Origin of the sequence: Shewanella oncorhynchi, from assembly GCF_012584455.1 — a bacterium.
Lineage (GTDB): Bacteria > Pseudomonadota > Gammaproteobacteria > Enterobacterales > Shewanellaceae > Shewanella > Shewanella oncorhynchi.
This window is the reverse complement of the sequence record NZ_JABAEB010000015.1, coordinates 76,753-91,422: the sequence shown is the minus strand read 5'-3', so window position 1 is coordinate 91,422 and position 14,670 is coordinate 76,753. Positions and strand designations below refer to the sequence as shown.

The following is a 14,670-nucleotide window of genomic DNA, read 5'->3' as shown; positions in this document are numbered from 1 at the left end:
TTGGAGCGACATATCGGGTTCGAACCGATGACCTATACCTTGGCAAGGTATCGCTCTACCAACTGAGCTAATGTCGCATTCAATCTAAATGACCGCACATCTCTGTTCGCATCAAAAAGTTGAGGCCGCATTATATGAAAAATTCATGCGGCTGCAACCCCTTCTTGCATATTTATCTACTGATCGGTCAAATTTTAAATACTTTGCTGCGATAATACTGCAATTCAGCGATCGACTCTTGGATATCCTGCAGGGCTTGGTGAGTATTTTGCTTCTTAAAGCCCGCCATAGTTTCTGGACTCCAACGCTTCACTAGCTCCTTAATCGTACTGACATCCACGTTGCGGTAGTGGAAATAATCTTCCAACTCGCGCATATAACGATTTAAAAAGCGTCTATCTTGACCAATGCTGTTACCACACATTGGAGAGGCGCCCTTAGGAACATACTGTTCTAAGAAGGCAATCGTCTTGGCCACGGCTTGCGCTTCGGTTTCTTGGCTAGCACGAACGCGATCAATCAACCCAGACTCACCATGGTGCTTTTGATTCCAATCATCCATAGCGGCCAGCACATCATCTGACTGATGAATCGCGATAACCGGACCTTGACCGATAATATTGAGTTCTTGATCTGTCACTAAAGTGGCAATTTCAATGATCCTGTCGACATCGGGCTCTAACCCTGTCATTTCCAAATCGATCCAAATGAGATTATTTACATCTGCCGTCATAAATCAGCCTTATCGTGTCAGTTAGCCTAAATTCAGGCTTTTTTATTCAAGAGTGTGTATCATACTGCTTTTTTCCAACACAAAAAATCACCTAATTGACGAAGACGAATCAGTGAGTAAAAAGAAACCCCTAAGCCAAGGTCAATTACGCCGTATGCGCGCTAATCACGAGAAGCGACTCAATCGTGACAGTGGCGATAAAAATACGCCAGAGTTACAGGATAGTTCATTGGGGCAAGAACAGCCCGGTACTGTGATTTCACGTTTTGGCCAACATGCCGACATAGAAACTGAAAGCGGCCAAATTGTGCGCTGTAATATTCGCCGTGCCGTCACCAGTTTAGTGACTGGCGATAAAGTGATCGTACGCTTAGCCATTGAGAGCCAAGCCAATAGCGGTATCGCAGGTATTGTTGAAGCCGTTCATCCACGTCGCTCATCACTTACACGCCCAGATTTATACGATGGCGTGAAAATTATCGCCTCGAATATCGACCAGATTTTGATTGTCTCCTCGGTATTACCCAGCTTTACCACCCAGATCATAGACCGTTATTTAGTGGCTGCCGAAGATACCGATATTCCGCCTATCATCATTTTGAATAAAATTGACTTGCTCAATCCCGATGAAGCGCAGGCAATTGACGAAGCGCTACAGCGCTACAAAGACATTGGCTATCCGGTTTATAAAGTCAGCAGCAAGCTTGGCGATGGTATCGATACCATCAAAGGCATACTCAAAGATAAAGTCAGCGTGTTTGCCGGCCAATCTGGTGTGGGTAAATCATCGATCATCAATGCATTACTACCCGATGCAGAGCTTATTATCGGCGATGTTTCCGATAACTCAGGTTTAGGTCAACACACTACTACCACTGCTAAGCTGTTGCACTTACCTAGTGGCGGCGATTTAATCGACTCTCCGGGCGTGCGCGAATTCGCCCTATGGCATCTTCCTGCACAACGTGTCGGCTGGTGCTTTATCGAGTTTCGCGAGTATCTTGGCGCATGTAAATTCCGCGATTGTAAACACGGTGACGATCCCGGCTGTGCACTGCAAGAAGCCCTGAGCCAAGGTAAGATCAGCGCAGATCGCTTTAATAATTACCATAAAATTATCGCCAGCTTAGATGAACAACGTCATGCCCGCCATTTCCGTGCGGCCACTGATGAATAACGACTTATTGATAAATAACAACAGTCTCAGCAAAGATTGAGCAGTAAGAAAAGGAATTGAAATTGGATAAAGTCAAAATAGCGCTGCAGTACATGCTGCCAAAACACTTGTTATCTCGTTTAGTGGGTAAACTCGCTGCAGCCGAAGCTGGCGCCTTAACCACTGCCGCCATCAAGTGGTTTATCAAACAATATAAAATCGACATGAGCGAAGCGGCGCAGAGCGAACCAGAAGCCTATAAAAGCTTTAATGCTTTTTTTACCCGCGCCCTTAAACCCGGTATTCGTCCGTTAGACATGGACGCCGATATCATGGTACATCCCGTCGATGGTGCGGTAAGTCAGTTAGGCCCCATCAAAAACGGTCGCATCTTCCAAGCTAAGGGTCATCACTATTCATCGTTAACTTTGCTTGGCGATCAAGCCGAAGATGCTAAACGCTTCGAAGGCGGTGATTTTGCGACTATCTATCTGGCGCCTAAAGACTATCACCGTATCCACATGCCGATTAAAGGCACGTTATCAAAAATGACCTATGTACCTGGCGAACTGTTTTCGGTGAATCCGTTAACGGCGAGACACGTACCCGGTCTATTTGCCCGTAACGAACGCGTTGTGGCGATTTTTGAAACCGAATTAGGTCCATTGGCCATGGTATTGGTTGGCGCAACGATTGTTGCCAGTATTGAAACCGTATGGGCTGGCACAGTCACGCCGCCGACAGGTAAGCAAGTCTTCACTTGGGAATATCCAACCCAAGGCCCAGATGCCATCACCTTAGACAAGGGTGAGGAAATGGGTCGCTTCAAGTTAGGCAGTACTGTGGTGATGTTGTTTGCTAAAGATGCTATCGCGACCTTTGCTGAAGGTGTCGAAGCCGAAGCAGTGACACGTATGGGACAAGCCTTCGCTAACCTGAAAGACGTTAAGCAAGCAGATTAAGCTTTCTTGAGTTCTGCTAAACCTTCGGGATTAATTGAATTGCATCTGGCTGTGCTGCTATTTGGCGGCACAGCTTTGTTTTCTAAATTAATCCCGCTCAGCGCCCTCGACATCACCTTCCTACGCTGTATCGTCGCCGCCACAGTGTTAGGTTTGCTGGTGAAATTCAGCCGCAAACGTTTAACGCTGGCCAGCAAACAAGATTATCTAGTCGCAATCGGGCTTGGGGTTATCGTCAGCCTACATTGGGTGACCTATTTTGCGGCCATGCAATTATCATCGGTTGCCATTGGCATGATTGCGTTTTTCACCTATCCGGTGATGACAGTGATTGCCGAGCCGTTGCTGACAGGTAATAAGATAAAATTACACGATATGATCAGCGGTGTATTAGTGCTTATTGGGGTGATATTGCTGATCCCTGAGGCAAATTTAGGTAACGACACTACGCTGGGCATTGCCATCGGCATAGTGTCTGCCATCTTGTTCACCACCCGTAACTTATTGCACAAACGCTACTTTTCCCAGTACAGCGGCCCCCATGCCATGTTCTATCAAACTTTGGTCGCGGTGGTGTTCCTGATGCCTTGGCACCAAACGGAACTGGACAGTATCTCATTAGAAGTGTGGGGATTAATTATTTTACTCGGCGTTGTCTTTACCGCTGCGCCACATGCGCTATTTACTTCTGCGCTGAGGCAACTGAGCGCCAAAACGGTTGGGCTAGTCTCTTGCTTGCAGCCCTTTTATGGCGCCATGTTAGCGCTGATTATTTTAGGTGAAGAGCTCAATCTCAACACCTTAATTGGTGGCACTATCATAGTCGCTACCGCCATCTTCGAAACCCATCAATCGCACCAGTCGCAGCGGCGAAAAAAGAACGCCTGAAACATACCAATCTCAACGCAATTTGGCTAATATGGAGCGTCTTTCGCCCCTAAATGTCTTTAGCCTATATGCCACGTATTTTATTGTTCATTATTGCTTTTTTCACATTTTCCGCACTTGCCAATTCGCCTTTGCAGTTGGACAAACGTCTTGGCATGAACAAGCAAGATCAGCAACAAAATCTCAGCATTGACGAACAAATTAACGAACTAAAAATTAACATAGAAAAACTCGCCGCCAACGCAGCCAGTTTCCAACAAGCGCAGATTGATTTTGAACAACATAAGAAGCGCACTAACCAAGCACTGAAAGACGCCTATAAGCCTTTATCTCTGGAAAAAGGTACTGATCTTAGCCAGCAGGCTTCCATGGCCTATATTCGCTTGTCTGAACTTAAAGAAAGCGAATCCACCCTTGGCCGACAAGTTAACGATTTATTACTACGTCACAATGACTTACCTACCGTTATCGCCAGCGCGAGGCAAACAGTCGCCCAAAACAAAAAAGCAGAACTCGCCCCGCTAGATACCCCTACGGGAGAGTTACAGCAAACTCAACGACTCTTCTTTGAACAAAGCCTTGCCACCGATGAAGCAGAACTTGCCAGCAGCCAAAAACGCATTGAACTGACGCAATTACAATTACAGCTAGTCCGCCAACAACTGGTGCAGCAAGAAGCCTTGATCGAAACCATCAATAAGGCAATCAATAAACAACGTCAGCAACAAACGGATGCCACCCTAGCCAAAAACTTAGTTAATACCGAAAAAGTCATCGATCCTATCACCCGTAATATTGCCGACACTAACCAGATTTACGGCCAAAAGCTGCAAACGTTAACTTTGCAGATCAATAATGTGGTCGAACAGCAGGAACAGGCTGAAACCCAATATCAATCCCAAGCCAAACAACTGGCAAACATCCAAGAGCAGATCACTTGGGTCAAAATGAACTCCGCCTTTGGTGAGCGCTTTTTGCAGATGTTGCAATCACTGCCTAAACCACCGAATCACGAAAAACTGCAAACGCTGATCGCCGATGCGCGCTTAGACAGATACCATTTAGAGCAGCAACAAGCCCTCAATGAGCAAGAATTAGAACAACCCGGCTTATACAATGAGCAGCAGATTAAGCTCTTACACTCGCAACAGAGTTTGATCTCGCAGTTGATGAAAAGCTATGACCAATACTTAAGTGAATTAGGCAAGCTGAAGGTCAATTACCAACAACTGAGCCAACAGAATCTCACCCTCAAAAATACCCTTAACGAACATTTATTCTGGGTGCCTAACGCTGCAAGTATCAGTAAGTTATGGCTTACGGATCTTGAGCGCAGCACGGTTTGGCTTGTGCAACAAGCACAGTGGGATGAACTGGGAAAAGCCTGGGATGAACAAAACGATTATTGGTCTTGGTGGATCATATTGCTGGTACTGTGTTTAGTCGTACAAGACTTGATCACGCCTAAATTCAATCGCTTGCTAAATCATTACACTACTTATGTGGGCAATGTGACCCAAGATAAATTCATTTACACTCTCAAAGCGCTCGCCTGCAGTATCAGCTATGCGTTGATAAAACCTTTCCCAGTGATCATGGCGGGATTGATTTTCTATCATTCCGATCGCAATTTTGTGCAAGCAGTGGGTATGGGCATACTGGCGATTGGTTTAGTGTATCTCTTATATCGCTTTATCTTTATTCTGACACTCGACAAAGGCGTACTCGTGGGCCATTTCAAACGCCCCTCAAAACTCATTCAAGCGGGACAATCACGGCTCAGACACTTTGTGCTGATTGCTAGCCCATTATTGGGTCTGATGGGTTTTACCGAAGTGCTCGACACATCACTGGTGCGTAATAGCATAGGCCGCGGCGCATTCATTATTTTCTGTATCGTTTTATTCTTGTTATACAAAGATATTTTAATCCTGAGCCGTAAAAACTCAGATGCCAAGAAAGACGGTAAAAACAAAAAACTCATTCAGAAAATGCTCTGGACCTTACTGATTTCTGTGCCGCTTTTAAGCGCAGTGTTAGCCTTTAGGGGTTACTACTTCACCGCTTTCCAAATGCTGTTACAACTGCAATTATCGATCGTGCTGGGTCTGGGTTTCTTGCTCTTATACCAATTGATCAAACGATGGATGTTAATCGAACGCCGCCGTATCGCCTTCGATCGCGCGAAGGCAAAACGTGCAGAGCGCTTAGCACAAAGGGAAAAAGGCGAAACACATCACCCTTCCGTTGATGGACTCGATACCTACGAAGAACCCGTGGTCGATCTCGAAACCATTTCGAGCCAATCCCTTGGCCTAGTGCGTTCACTCTTGTTATTGGCCTTTTTAGCCAGTTTGATTGGTCTGTGGACTCAAACCCATACGGCGCTGTTTTCCTTCCTCGATGGCATTACGCTGTGGACGACCAATACCAGTGTGAATGGCTTAGAGCAACAATTGCCCATTACCATGAAATCACTGATGTTTGGGCTGATAGTGGTAGGTTTCTCGTTAATGATTGCCACCAATTTACCCGGCCTACTTGAGCTAATGATCCTGCAAAGGCTTGATCTCTCGCCCGGGACAGGTTTTGCGATCACAACCGTCAGTCGTTATCTGGTGGTTTTCCTCGGACTATTAATCGGCTTCTCTAATCTCGGGATGGAATGGTCTAAGTTGCAATGGCTGATTGCCGCACTGTCTCTCGGTTTAGGTTTTGGTCTGCAAGAAATTTTCGCCAACTTTATCTCAGGTTTGATCATTTTGTTTGAGAAACCCGTGCGGATTGGCGACACAGTGACAATTCGTGATTTAACAGGGACAGTCAGTAAAATCCAAATTCGGGCGACCACCATTATTGACTGGGATAGAAAGGAAATTATCATCCCGAACAAGGCCTTTATCACAGAGCAGCTGATCAACTGGTCCTTGTCAGATCCTATTACTCGGGTCATTGTTTATGTGTCGGTGGCGCGGGATTCAGACCCGGCCAAAGTTGAAGCGACCCTGTATCAAGCGGTGCAAGAGTGTGAAGATGCACTTGCCAGCCCAGAACCTGAAGTCTGGTTTGCCGGCTTTGGTAAACATACCCAAGATTATGAAGTGCGCGCCTATGCGAAAGATATGTCGGCACGCTGGCCACTGCGCCATGATTTACATAAACGAGTGACTAAAAAACTCAAAGAAAACAATCTCGAACTCGCCTACCCGCAGATGGAAATCCATATTAAGAATGGTCAAAATCGCGAGCAACAAGGCATTATTAGAAGCTAATAGGATCGCAGACCATGCTTATTTTTGCTCACCGCGGCGCCAGCGGTTATCAGGCCGAAAATACCTTAGCCGCCATGGCTAAAGCGTTAGAATTGGGTGCACAAGCCGTCGAACTCGATGTACATAATGTCGAAGGTGAGTTAGTCGTGTTTCACGACAGACGACTCGATAATAAAAGCTCGGGCACGGGCGTCATTCACTTAGTGAGCAAGGACTATCTAGCAAGCATCAATGTGAAAGGTGAATCCATTCCGACGCTATGGCAAGTACTTGAGCTGATTGCGGGGCGCTGCATAGTCAATATAGAGTTAAAAGGCATTAATACCGTCACGCCGTTAATCGACTTATACCCAAAGGCTATGAGTCAGCTTGGATTTACGAAGGAGCAGTTACTGATATCTTCTTTTAATCACCCCTATCTGCATGAACTTAAACAGGCGTTGCCGGATGTGTTAGTCGCACCATTGCTTGCCAGTATTCCACTCGATGGGGCTGGCGTGGTAAGCGAACTGAATGCCTATTCATTGCATTTAGATGTGAGTTTTATCAGCCAAGCGCTAGTAGATGACGCCCATAACCGAGGTGCCAAGGTTTATGTTTATACTGTCGATCATATTGATGATATTCATGCGCTTAAGCAGATAGGCGTCGATGGCGTGTTCAGCAATTACCCCGATCGCGCCATGCAAGCCTTAACTCAAAAGGCAATGGCCGATTACTCTGGCTACTTTGAGTAACGGCAAAAATAATAACGCTATTAAGCTTGGCTATTTCGCTGAGCCCAATAACCGATAAAAATAAACATGGCCACAATTAACAGAAACATCCAATGGGATGGCATAGCCACTATGTGTCTTGCCACCCAAGGCGTGGCTTTCACGATCAATAGTCCATAGCCAAAGGCATTCACAATAATAAAAACAAATGTTCGCAGCACAAAAGAATGCCCCAACAAATGACGCCTTAAGATACGATTTACATCCGCTGAAAAAACCAAAATAAGACACACCACCATAGCGGTAGCAATATCGAAGGCCCAAGGGCGAAGCATATTACCTAACTGGGCAATAATGGCGACTAATTGATCAAACATAGACTTAACCTAAAAAGATGCAGCGCAATCCATCAGCGTGGCCGCGACAGCGTATTGAAAAATAACAATAACCAAGCATAAAGGGAGACGCCATGGGGCACAAGTTACTCTTGCTAACAAAGGCAAATCAACAGTACCGCGACTTGATTGAGGCGCAGAGTCTCCCAGATTTAACGTTACTCGATGATAATCCAGCGAGCATAATTGATGCAGATATTTGGTTAGCCGAACCTAAACTCGCCGCGCCCCTATTACCCCATGCTAAAAATCTGCAATGGTTACAATCAAGCTTTGCTGGCATAGATGCCCTGATGAGTCCAAGGGGCAGAAAAGACTATCAACTTACCAATATTAAAGGCATTTTCGGCCCGCTGATGAGTGAGTATCTATTTGGCTATTTACTCGCGCATATCCGCGGCCATCGTTTTTATCGCCAGCAACAAGGACAAAAACAGTGGCTGATTCAACCCCAGCAGCGCCATTCAAGCCTACAGGGAATGCGATTACTCTTACTCGGTACAGGCTCAATTGCCCAGCATTTAGCGAAAACGGCAAAACACTTTGGCATGCATGTCACAGGGATCAATCGAAGTGGTAATACCGTTGAAGGTTTTGATGCCATTGAAGCGATGGCCAATTTAGGCCAAGTGTTAACACAGGCCGATGTGGTTGCAAATCTACTGCCAAGCACTCCTGCAACGCATAATCTTCTCAATGCTGACATGTTAGCTATGTTAAAAACTGATGCAGTGCTGTTTAACGTCGGCCGCGGTGATGTACTCGATCTCGATGTGCTAAATACCCAGCTGATCGCTAATCCTAGTCAGCAAGCGATCCTCGATGTATTTGCTCAGGAACCTTTGCCCAATAGCCACCCTATTTGGGAACGGGAAAATGCCGTGATCACGCCGCATATTTCGGCGCCAAGCCATCCTGCACAAATCGTCGATATCTTTAGCCAAAACTATCGCCGCTACATCATGGGTAAACCACTGCAGAATCGAGTCGACTTTAGTAAAGGTTATTAGATCAGAGATAAGAAATTGAGTTAGAAATCAGTAAAAGAAAAGGCAATAATCAGACTATTGCCTTTTTATCTTAAATTTTAGGCAGTTAAACCCTAAAACTGCGCTTTAAGAATTGATCGACCAATACCGAGTGAGAATCCATCTCGCGGGTCACTTCGTCATTCAAGCCGACCATTTCACTGCCGAGTTGATGACTAGAATGGGTAAATTGCGACACATTCACCACGCTGCGATTCATCTCATTTGCCACACTCGATTGCTCTTCAACCGCGCTGGCAATATGGTGCGTCATATCGGTAATGGTCGAAATGGCCTCACGAATCGTACGTAATGCCGTACCTGCTAAATCCGCCGTTGAAATACATTCAGAAGCGGCAACCACTCCTTGCTGCATACTGATAACAGCTTTATTCGTCCCCTGCTGCAACAGATTAATCATACTGTGGATTTCTTTGGTGGCATCGTGAGTACGTTGTGCCAGCGCCCGTACTTCGTCAGCAACGACAGCGAAGCCACGACCTTGCTCACCCGCCCGAGCCGCTTCAATTGCTGCATTCAATGCCAGCAAATTCGTCTGCCCCGCAATACTCTGAATCACATCGAGCACAGTGCCAATATCTTTACTGTGGGCTTCTAACTCAGTAATCACTTTTGACGTTTGTTGCAGTTGCTCCGCCATAGCTTGAATCGAGCGAATAGTACTCGACACCGTTTTATCACCATTGATAGTTTCAGCGGATGCCATTTGCGTGGCACTCGCCGCATCGGCACAATTGGAGGACATATCGCCTAATGTGGCGGTCATTTCCTGCATCGCTGTAGCAACTTGATCTATTTCAGACAGTTGAGCCTGACTGGTACTCTGGATTTGTTTGCCCTTGGCGGCAGATATTTTGGCCTGTTCTGACACGTTATAACAGGAATCCGATGCACGCCCAAGAATCGACTTAAGCTCTGAATTCTGCATTTGCAGTGCTAAATCAATCGCGCCAAGATCGTCACAGTTACCACTATAGATGTGGGCCATCAGCGGATTATCGTAGATATGCTTCGCCTTAGCCACTATCGCGTAATAGCGACTCAGCACCAGATTACCGCCCACCAGCAATACTAGGACACTTATCGCTAGGGCAATAAAGCCCATTAAGCCAATTTGCAGAGCAAGGTAAAGCATAGGTAGCATGGCAACCAATGCGAGTAACAGCAATTTAACTGGCATATCCAAGGTACGTTTTAACGCACTGACGCTGCCCTTTTTGTTCAACTCCGCATAGGCTATTTCTGCACGCTTAACCTGCTCGCGGGTGGGTTTAGTGCGTACAGATTGAAACTCGACGACTTTGCCATTAACTGAAATGGGTGAGACATAGGCATCAACCCAATAGTGATCGCCATTGGCGCAGCGATTTTTCACTATCCCTTTCCAAGGCTCGCCTTTTTTGATACATCGCCACAGATCTTCAAACGCTTGCGGAGGCATATCTGGATGACGCACCATGTTGTGAGGCTTGCCTAGCATGGCATCGAGGTCGTAACCGGCAACGGTACAGAAAGATTGATTGGCGTAAGTGATATGACTTTGAGTATCCGTAGTCGACAATAAAATCCAATCCGCTGGATAATCATATTCTCGCTGTGTAACTGGTAGATTAGTTCTCATGAAACCTTATGGATCTTTGATTAATTCTTCGTTATTCATCCATGAGTTATCCATCCGTGAGGCATCATCACCCTGACTCTGTATTCCTAAACCTACTTCTAAAACTGCCTAGCTTTTTAGTGCTAAAACACACCTAGCATAGACGATAAAACGTGCGCCATGTAACAAAAGCGTTAAAGTATGAAAATCACCCAAAAAAACATGATTGCATTTGATAAGCGTTTTCATTTAGAATTAGCGCAATTCGATTGGAGACTAATATATGTACGTTTGTCTTTGCCATGCGATCACTGATACGCAAATTAAAAACGCAGTAAGCCAGGGCGATAGCTCGCTTGCTGACGTAAAAAAGCGCTTAGGTGTTGCCGATCAATGTGGTAAATGCGCCAGAATGGCAGTGCAGATCATTCAAAATCAACTAGAGCTTGAGCCTAATTATTACGAAGTCGCATAGAGTTCATCGCGAATAGCGTGGTAAAGGGTAAGTCACTCACCAACAAACTTCCGACAAGCTAAATACACGCTGACTCAAGCAAACTTAATCCCAAAATCCAGCGGCAACAAAGTCTTCTATCTGTCATTTCGTCTTAAATAATTTTGCCAGCCTAATCTTTAGATATGATGTTTTAATGACAAGCCCCACTGAACTCCAAGCTCGAAAGCCGCGAATAATTCAATGGGGTTACAGATCCAACTTCCGAGTCAAGCCTACTTACGTTTCAACAAATAGGCCGCTTCATTAAGCCAAGGCACGGCTTTCTTAATAAAACGTGGATTGTCGGCCAACACATCTTGCGACGCTAATACTTCAATATCAAAATCCTCACTCAGATGCTGCTCTACCCAAGTAGGGGATACAGCAAAAGGTGGGCCGATAAGGGATTCTTGCGGATAATCTAAAGTCACTAATAAACCGACACTGCCGCTAGGTAATAAGCTCGCTAACTGCTTGGCATATTGTGCACGCATACTTTCTGGCCATGCGATCAAAGCCGCGCGATCGTAAAAAGCCGTCACCGCTTGGGTGATAGTCTTAGGTAGGGTAAAAATATCCCCCTGATACAAGCTGATCTGTTCAGTTTGATAATGCTGGTGTTCACCCACGGCCATTTGCGTCATCTCGAGTTGGTTATCGCTAAAAAATTGCTGTACGGCCAATTCATTTAACTCACAACCTATGACCTGATGCCCCTGTTCTGCAAGGAAACACATGTCTAGCGACTTACCACATAAGGGCACAAAAACCTTGGTGTCTGCGGGTAATGCAAGCTGCTGCCAATACTTAACGAGGAAAGGATTGATATCTTGCTGATGAAAACCTATCTGTTGCTGCTGCCACTTTTCATGCCAAAAACCGGGTTCCATGGGTTTATCTCTATTCGCTAATGTTGTCCTTACTCTAATGACATTTTAAAGTGGATGCAAAACCTCCTGCCATTCGGCAAACTCAGCAATGTAAAGACTAACTTACTGATCTAAAGTGGCTTGCACTTTACGCAGCCAAACACAGTTATCGCATTGGCATTGACGGCGTGATAAATGATGTGGGCTTAAAGATGAGTCGATAAAGTCCACGGCGATCAACAACTGCTGTTTTAACTCGGCAATCGATTTTTCGTTCACGGCCACCAGCTCGTCATTCTGGTTCATCCAGATACATTCCATGCCCTGATGACACGTTAAACATTGCTCGTCTCTATCATTAAAAAATACCGCATGCGGGCAATGGGTCACTTCCATTGACTGTAAAATACGCTTACGCGGATATTCCAAAAGTTCAATCAACAAGGCTTTATATTGGGTGGGCATACGCCCTCCTTAGCTGCACTTTGTCTGTGGGTTAATTAACAAAAATTGATTCCATCTAATGCCCCAAAGATTACCTATAGTCGCGAGGATTTAATTTGATGTAAGTCAAAGTCAGTGACGAAATGATCGTATAGGTAAGCCGCGCCTGACGCTGATCATCAATGCCATTCAAAATACTAAAATAAAGCCACCCGCTATTTGATTATCTCCCCCGCTTACTGGTTAAATGAACAAAACAAGGAGCACAATTTGCAAACACCGCAGCTGCAGCATTTTTATATTTCTGAAGAGCAATCCATTTACTTGCTCAAAGCCAATGATGCCCGTAAACACAAGGCGTGGATCCGCCTCTGTAAACAACAGCTGAGTAAATTAGGTTATACCGATATCGAATTGGTCGGTAAAGGCGCCTACGGTTTCGTGTTTGCGGGTATCAATCAAGCGGGCGATGCCCATGTGTTTAAGTTTTCACGGATTAATCTGCCACAACACATTCAAGATCGGCTCGAAGAAGAAGCCTTTATGCTCTCCTTACTCAAGCACCCTAATGTGCCGGGGGCAATCAAATTTGAGCGAGTAGGTAAGCAGGGAATACTCGTGATGGAACGGGCAAAAGGGGAAGATCTCGACCAACTTTGCCGCCGCATGGGCGCCCTACCGACCGCTATGGTCATGAGCATCGCCCGCCAACTCGCCGATATCTTGTATTACCTGCGCACAGGCAAGCCTTTAGTGCACGGCGATATCAAACCTTCGAATCTGGTTTACGATATTGAACAACAACACTTATCGTTAATCGATTGGGGCTCAGCGGTATTTGCGCAGCGGGATGAACATAACAAACCCGTCGAAGACAATGTGATGGCGTTAATGTCGAGCGATCAACAACATACCAACGCCCGCATGGGTGATGTGTACTTTATCGGCGAAGAGCAACTCAATGGAGCACTCTCCAGCCCGCGCTTTGACGAGCAAGGAGTTGCCGCGACTCTGTATGCCCTAGCCTCTGGGCAAGCAAGCCGCTTCGGTGCACAGGTGATCTCGCCCACCAGCATTGGCTTACCGATAGAATTAGCCCGTACCTTAGAAGGCATGCTCAGCACTGATCCGCAGCAGCGCAACATTGCCGGCGATTACTTTTTAAAAAGTATGCGCCACAGCCACAGATTACATTTACCTGAACTGCCCAAAGCTGATTTACAGGGTGAAATTCCTGTTTGGGTACAATCCCGCGACAAAGATGTTGAAACCGTCAGCTACAGTTCGCGCAAATCCTTTTTAAAAGAACACAACGCCCAAGATCCCATCGCTAAGATGGATGATATTCAGCTCGAAAAATATTACCGCAACTTCCTCGCGGGCATGGGCGATACCGAAAAAGGCTTTATCGCCGCAGTGGGTCGTTTAGCGCAATATCCGATCGTGGGTGGTCTGGCTATTCATTGGCAGGAAACCGGCGTGTTTATCGACTCCAATCTTGCAATTTACGATGCAAAGCAAAAAAGTGCGTTAATCATTGCAGTCAACAATATGGTGGATCTCGCGCGGGGAATTAAACGTATAGGGGTGTTTAAGGCCTGTTTCTTTAACGCCAAAGACACACTGCATATCGAACGAGCTGACACCAGCGAGCCTTTTGTCGCCAGTGCCGCACTGCAATTGCCCTTCGAAGTCGGTGACGTACCCACCTTAGAAGATAAGTCACGATTGCACTCTTATTTTGAAGACGGTAAAGATCCCGATGAAAACCTCGAATTACCCCATGAAATCATGGAAGAACTAGCCCGCATCAACCAAATTCACCACACAGGCTGCATCATTTTTGAGGCGCTGCCGAATCACTTAAAAATTCACAGTTACTTGAAGCTGCTCAATCCGCGTAAGCAAGCGGCGTTTCGCGCGAGCCTCGATCGCATCTTGCACCATGTCGGAAAAATACAAGGTCACGGCGTATCGGGCTTTATGAAACTGCCCTACAAAAACACCCGCCGCTTTACTCATCTAGAGCGTAAAGCCGATCACTTTTATCCGAAAAATCCAAAAGAAATAGGCGCCTAATGGCGCCTATG

The 14,670-nt window shown here is 45.9% G+C and carries 13 protein-coding genes and 1 tRNA gene; 8 read left to right on the top strand and 6 right to left on the bottom strand.

Annotation, left to right across the window (positions count from 1 at the left end; all coding sequences use genetic code 11):
* Position 1 precedes the first annotated feature (1 nt).
* Together HGO26_RS19745 and orn are read right to left on the bottom strand one after the other, a co-directional pair.
* Positions 2–77: transfer RNA gene (locus tag HGO26_RS19745), tRNA-Gly, on the bottom strand.
* A 110-nt stretch (positions 78–187) separates the two neighbouring features.
* The gene (gene orn, locus HGO26_RS19740) at positions 188–733 is read right to left on the bottom strand and encodes an oligoribonuclease (protein WP_006080044.1); all 546 of its coding nucleotides are present in this window, start codon (positions 731–733) and stop codon (positions 188–190) included.
* 112 nt (positions 734–845) lie between these two features.
* Between orn and rsgA the strand changes: the two genes are divergently transcribed.
* From rsgA to HGO26_RS19715, 5 genes are all read left to right on the top strand, one after another.
* Complete coding sequence (gene rsgA, locus HGO26_RS19735; RefSeq protein ID WP_105250279.1) at positions 846–1,910, top strand: small ribosomal subunit biogenesis GTPase RsgA; 1,065 nt, start codon at positions 846–848, stop codon at positions 1,908–1,910.
* Positions 1,911–1,972: 62 nt separating this feature from the next.
* Positions 1,973–2,851: an archaetidylserine decarboxylase gene (gene asd / locus HGO26_RS19730; protein ID WP_028761759.1), complete on the top strand. Its 879-nt coding sequence runs from the start codon at positions 1,973–1,975 to the stop codon at positions 2,849–2,851.
* A gap of 6 nt (positions 2,852–2,857) precedes the next feature.
* Positions 2,858–3,739, top strand: coding sequence for a DMT family transporter (locus HGO26_RS19725; protein WP_168827370.1), 882 nt, complete (start codon positions 2,858–2,860; stop codon positions 3,737–3,739).
* Positions 3,740–3,807: 68 nt separating this feature from the next.
* A complete protein-coding gene (locus HGO26_RS19720) occupies positions 3,808–7,011 on the top strand; it encodes a mechanosensitive ion channel domain-containing protein (RefSeq protein ID WP_168827376.1) in 3,204 nt (1,067 codons plus the stop codon).
* Between the two features lie 14 nt (positions 7,012–7,025).
* On the top strand, positions 7,026–7,748 hold the full coding sequence (locus tag HGO26_RS19715; protein ID WP_168827369.1) for a glycerophosphodiester phosphodiesterase: 723 nt from the start codon (positions 7,026–7,028) through the stop codon (positions 7,746–7,748).
* 20 nt (positions 7,749–7,768) lie between these two features.
* On the opposite strand, the gene HGO26_RS19710 is transcribed toward HGO26_RS19715, so the two are convergent.
* Entirely contained in the window at positions 7,769–8,104 is a 336-nt protein-coding gene (locus tag HGO26_RS19710) for a DUF3392 domain-containing protein (protein WP_113939153.1), read from the bottom strand.
* A 92-nt stretch (positions 8,105–8,196) separates the two neighbouring features.
* Here HGO26_RS19710 and HGO26_RS19705 point away from each other — a divergent pair, with 92 nt between their 5' ends.
* Positions 8,197–9,132 carry a D-2-hydroxyacid dehydrogenase gene (locus HGO26_RS19705; RefSeq protein WP_168827368.1) on the top strand — a complete coding sequence of 312 codons (936 nt, stop codon included), beginning with the start codon at positions 8,197–8,199 and terminating at the stop codon, positions 9,130–9,132.
* Positions 9,133–9,217: 85 nt separating this feature from the next.
* Here HGO26_RS19705 and HGO26_RS19700 read toward each other — a convergent pair whose 3' ends face one another.
* Entirely contained in the window at positions 9,218–10,792 is a 1,575-nt protein-coding gene (locus tag HGO26_RS19700; protein WP_168827366.1) for a methyl-accepting chemotaxis protein, read from the bottom strand.
* A 262-nt stretch (positions 10,793–11,054) separates the two neighbouring features.
* Here HGO26_RS19700 and HGO26_RS19695 point away from each other — a divergent pair, with 262 nt between their 5' ends.
* The gene (locus HGO26_RS19695; RefSeq protein WP_076498521.1) at positions 11,055–11,246 is read left to right on the top strand and encodes a bacterioferritin-associated ferredoxin; all 192 of its coding nucleotides are present in this window, start codon (positions 11,055–11,057) and stop codon (positions 11,244–11,246) included.
* A gap of 254 nt (positions 11,247–11,500) precedes the next feature.
* Here the strand turns inward: HGO26_RS19695 and HGO26_RS19690 are convergent, their stop codons facing one another.
* Together HGO26_RS19690 and HGO26_RS19685 are read right to left on the bottom strand one after the other, a co-directional pair.
* Complete coding sequence (locus tag HGO26_RS19690) at positions 11,501–12,157, bottom strand: thiopurine S-methyltransferase (RefSeq protein WP_168827364.1); 657 nt, start codon at positions 12,155–12,157, stop codon at positions 11,501–11,503.
* A 102-nt stretch (positions 12,158–12,259) separates the two neighbouring features.
* Complete coding sequence (locus tag HGO26_RS19685; protein ID WP_105250285.1) at positions 12,260–12,601, bottom strand: hypothetical protein; 342 nt, start codon at positions 12,599–12,601, stop codon at positions 12,260–12,262.
* 249 nt (positions 12,602–12,850) lie between these two features.
* Between HGO26_RS19685 and HGO26_RS19680 the strand changes: the two genes are divergently transcribed.
* Positions 12,851–14,659 (top strand): protein kinase domain-containing protein, encoded by a 1,809-nt coding sequence (locus tag HGO26_RS19680; protein WP_105250286.1) that lies wholly within the window; start codon positions 12,851–12,853, stop codon positions 14,657–14,659.
* Positions 14,660–14,670 lie beyond the last annotated feature (11 nt).

What these genes read in the sequence shown, in the direction of transcription:
- orn (WP_006080044.1), bottom strand. Translation starts at nt 733, where the DNA reads ATGACGGCAGATGTAAATAATCTCATTTGGATCGATTTGGAAATGACA.
- HGO26_RS19720 (WP_168827376.1), top strand. Translation starts at nt 3,808, where the DNA reads ATGCCACGTATTTTATTGTTCATTATTGCTTTTTTCACATTTTCCGCA.
- HGO26_RS19715 (WP_168827369.1), top strand. Translation starts at nt 7,026, where the DNA reads ATGCTTATTTTTGCTCACCGCGGCGCCAGCGGTTATCAGGCCGAAAAT.
- HGO26_RS19710 (WP_113939153.1), bottom strand. Translation starts at nt 8,104, where the DNA reads ATGTTTGATCAATTAGTCGCCATTATTGCCCAGTTAGGTAATATGCTT.
- HGO26_RS19705 (WP_168827368.1), top strand. Translation starts at nt 8,197, where the DNA reads ATGGGGCACAAGTTACTCTTGCTAACAAAGGCAAATCAACAGTACCGC.
- HGO26_RS19700 (WP_168827366.1), bottom strand. Translation starts at nt 10,792, where the DNA reads ATGAGAACTAATCTACCAGTTACACAGCGAGAATATGATTATCCAGCG.
- HGO26_RS19695 (WP_076498521.1), top strand. Translation starts at nt 11,055, where the DNA reads ATGTACGTTTGTCTTTGCCATGCGATCACTGATACGCAAATTAAAAAC.
- HGO26_RS19690 (WP_168827364.1), bottom strand. Translation starts at nt 12,157, where the DNA reads ATGGAACCCGGTTTTTGGCATGAAAAGTGGCAGCAGCAACAGATAGGT.
- HGO26_RS19685 (WP_105250285.1), bottom strand. Translation starts at nt 12,601, where the DNA reads ATGCCCACCCAATATAAAGCCTTGTTGATTGAACTTTTGGAATATCCG.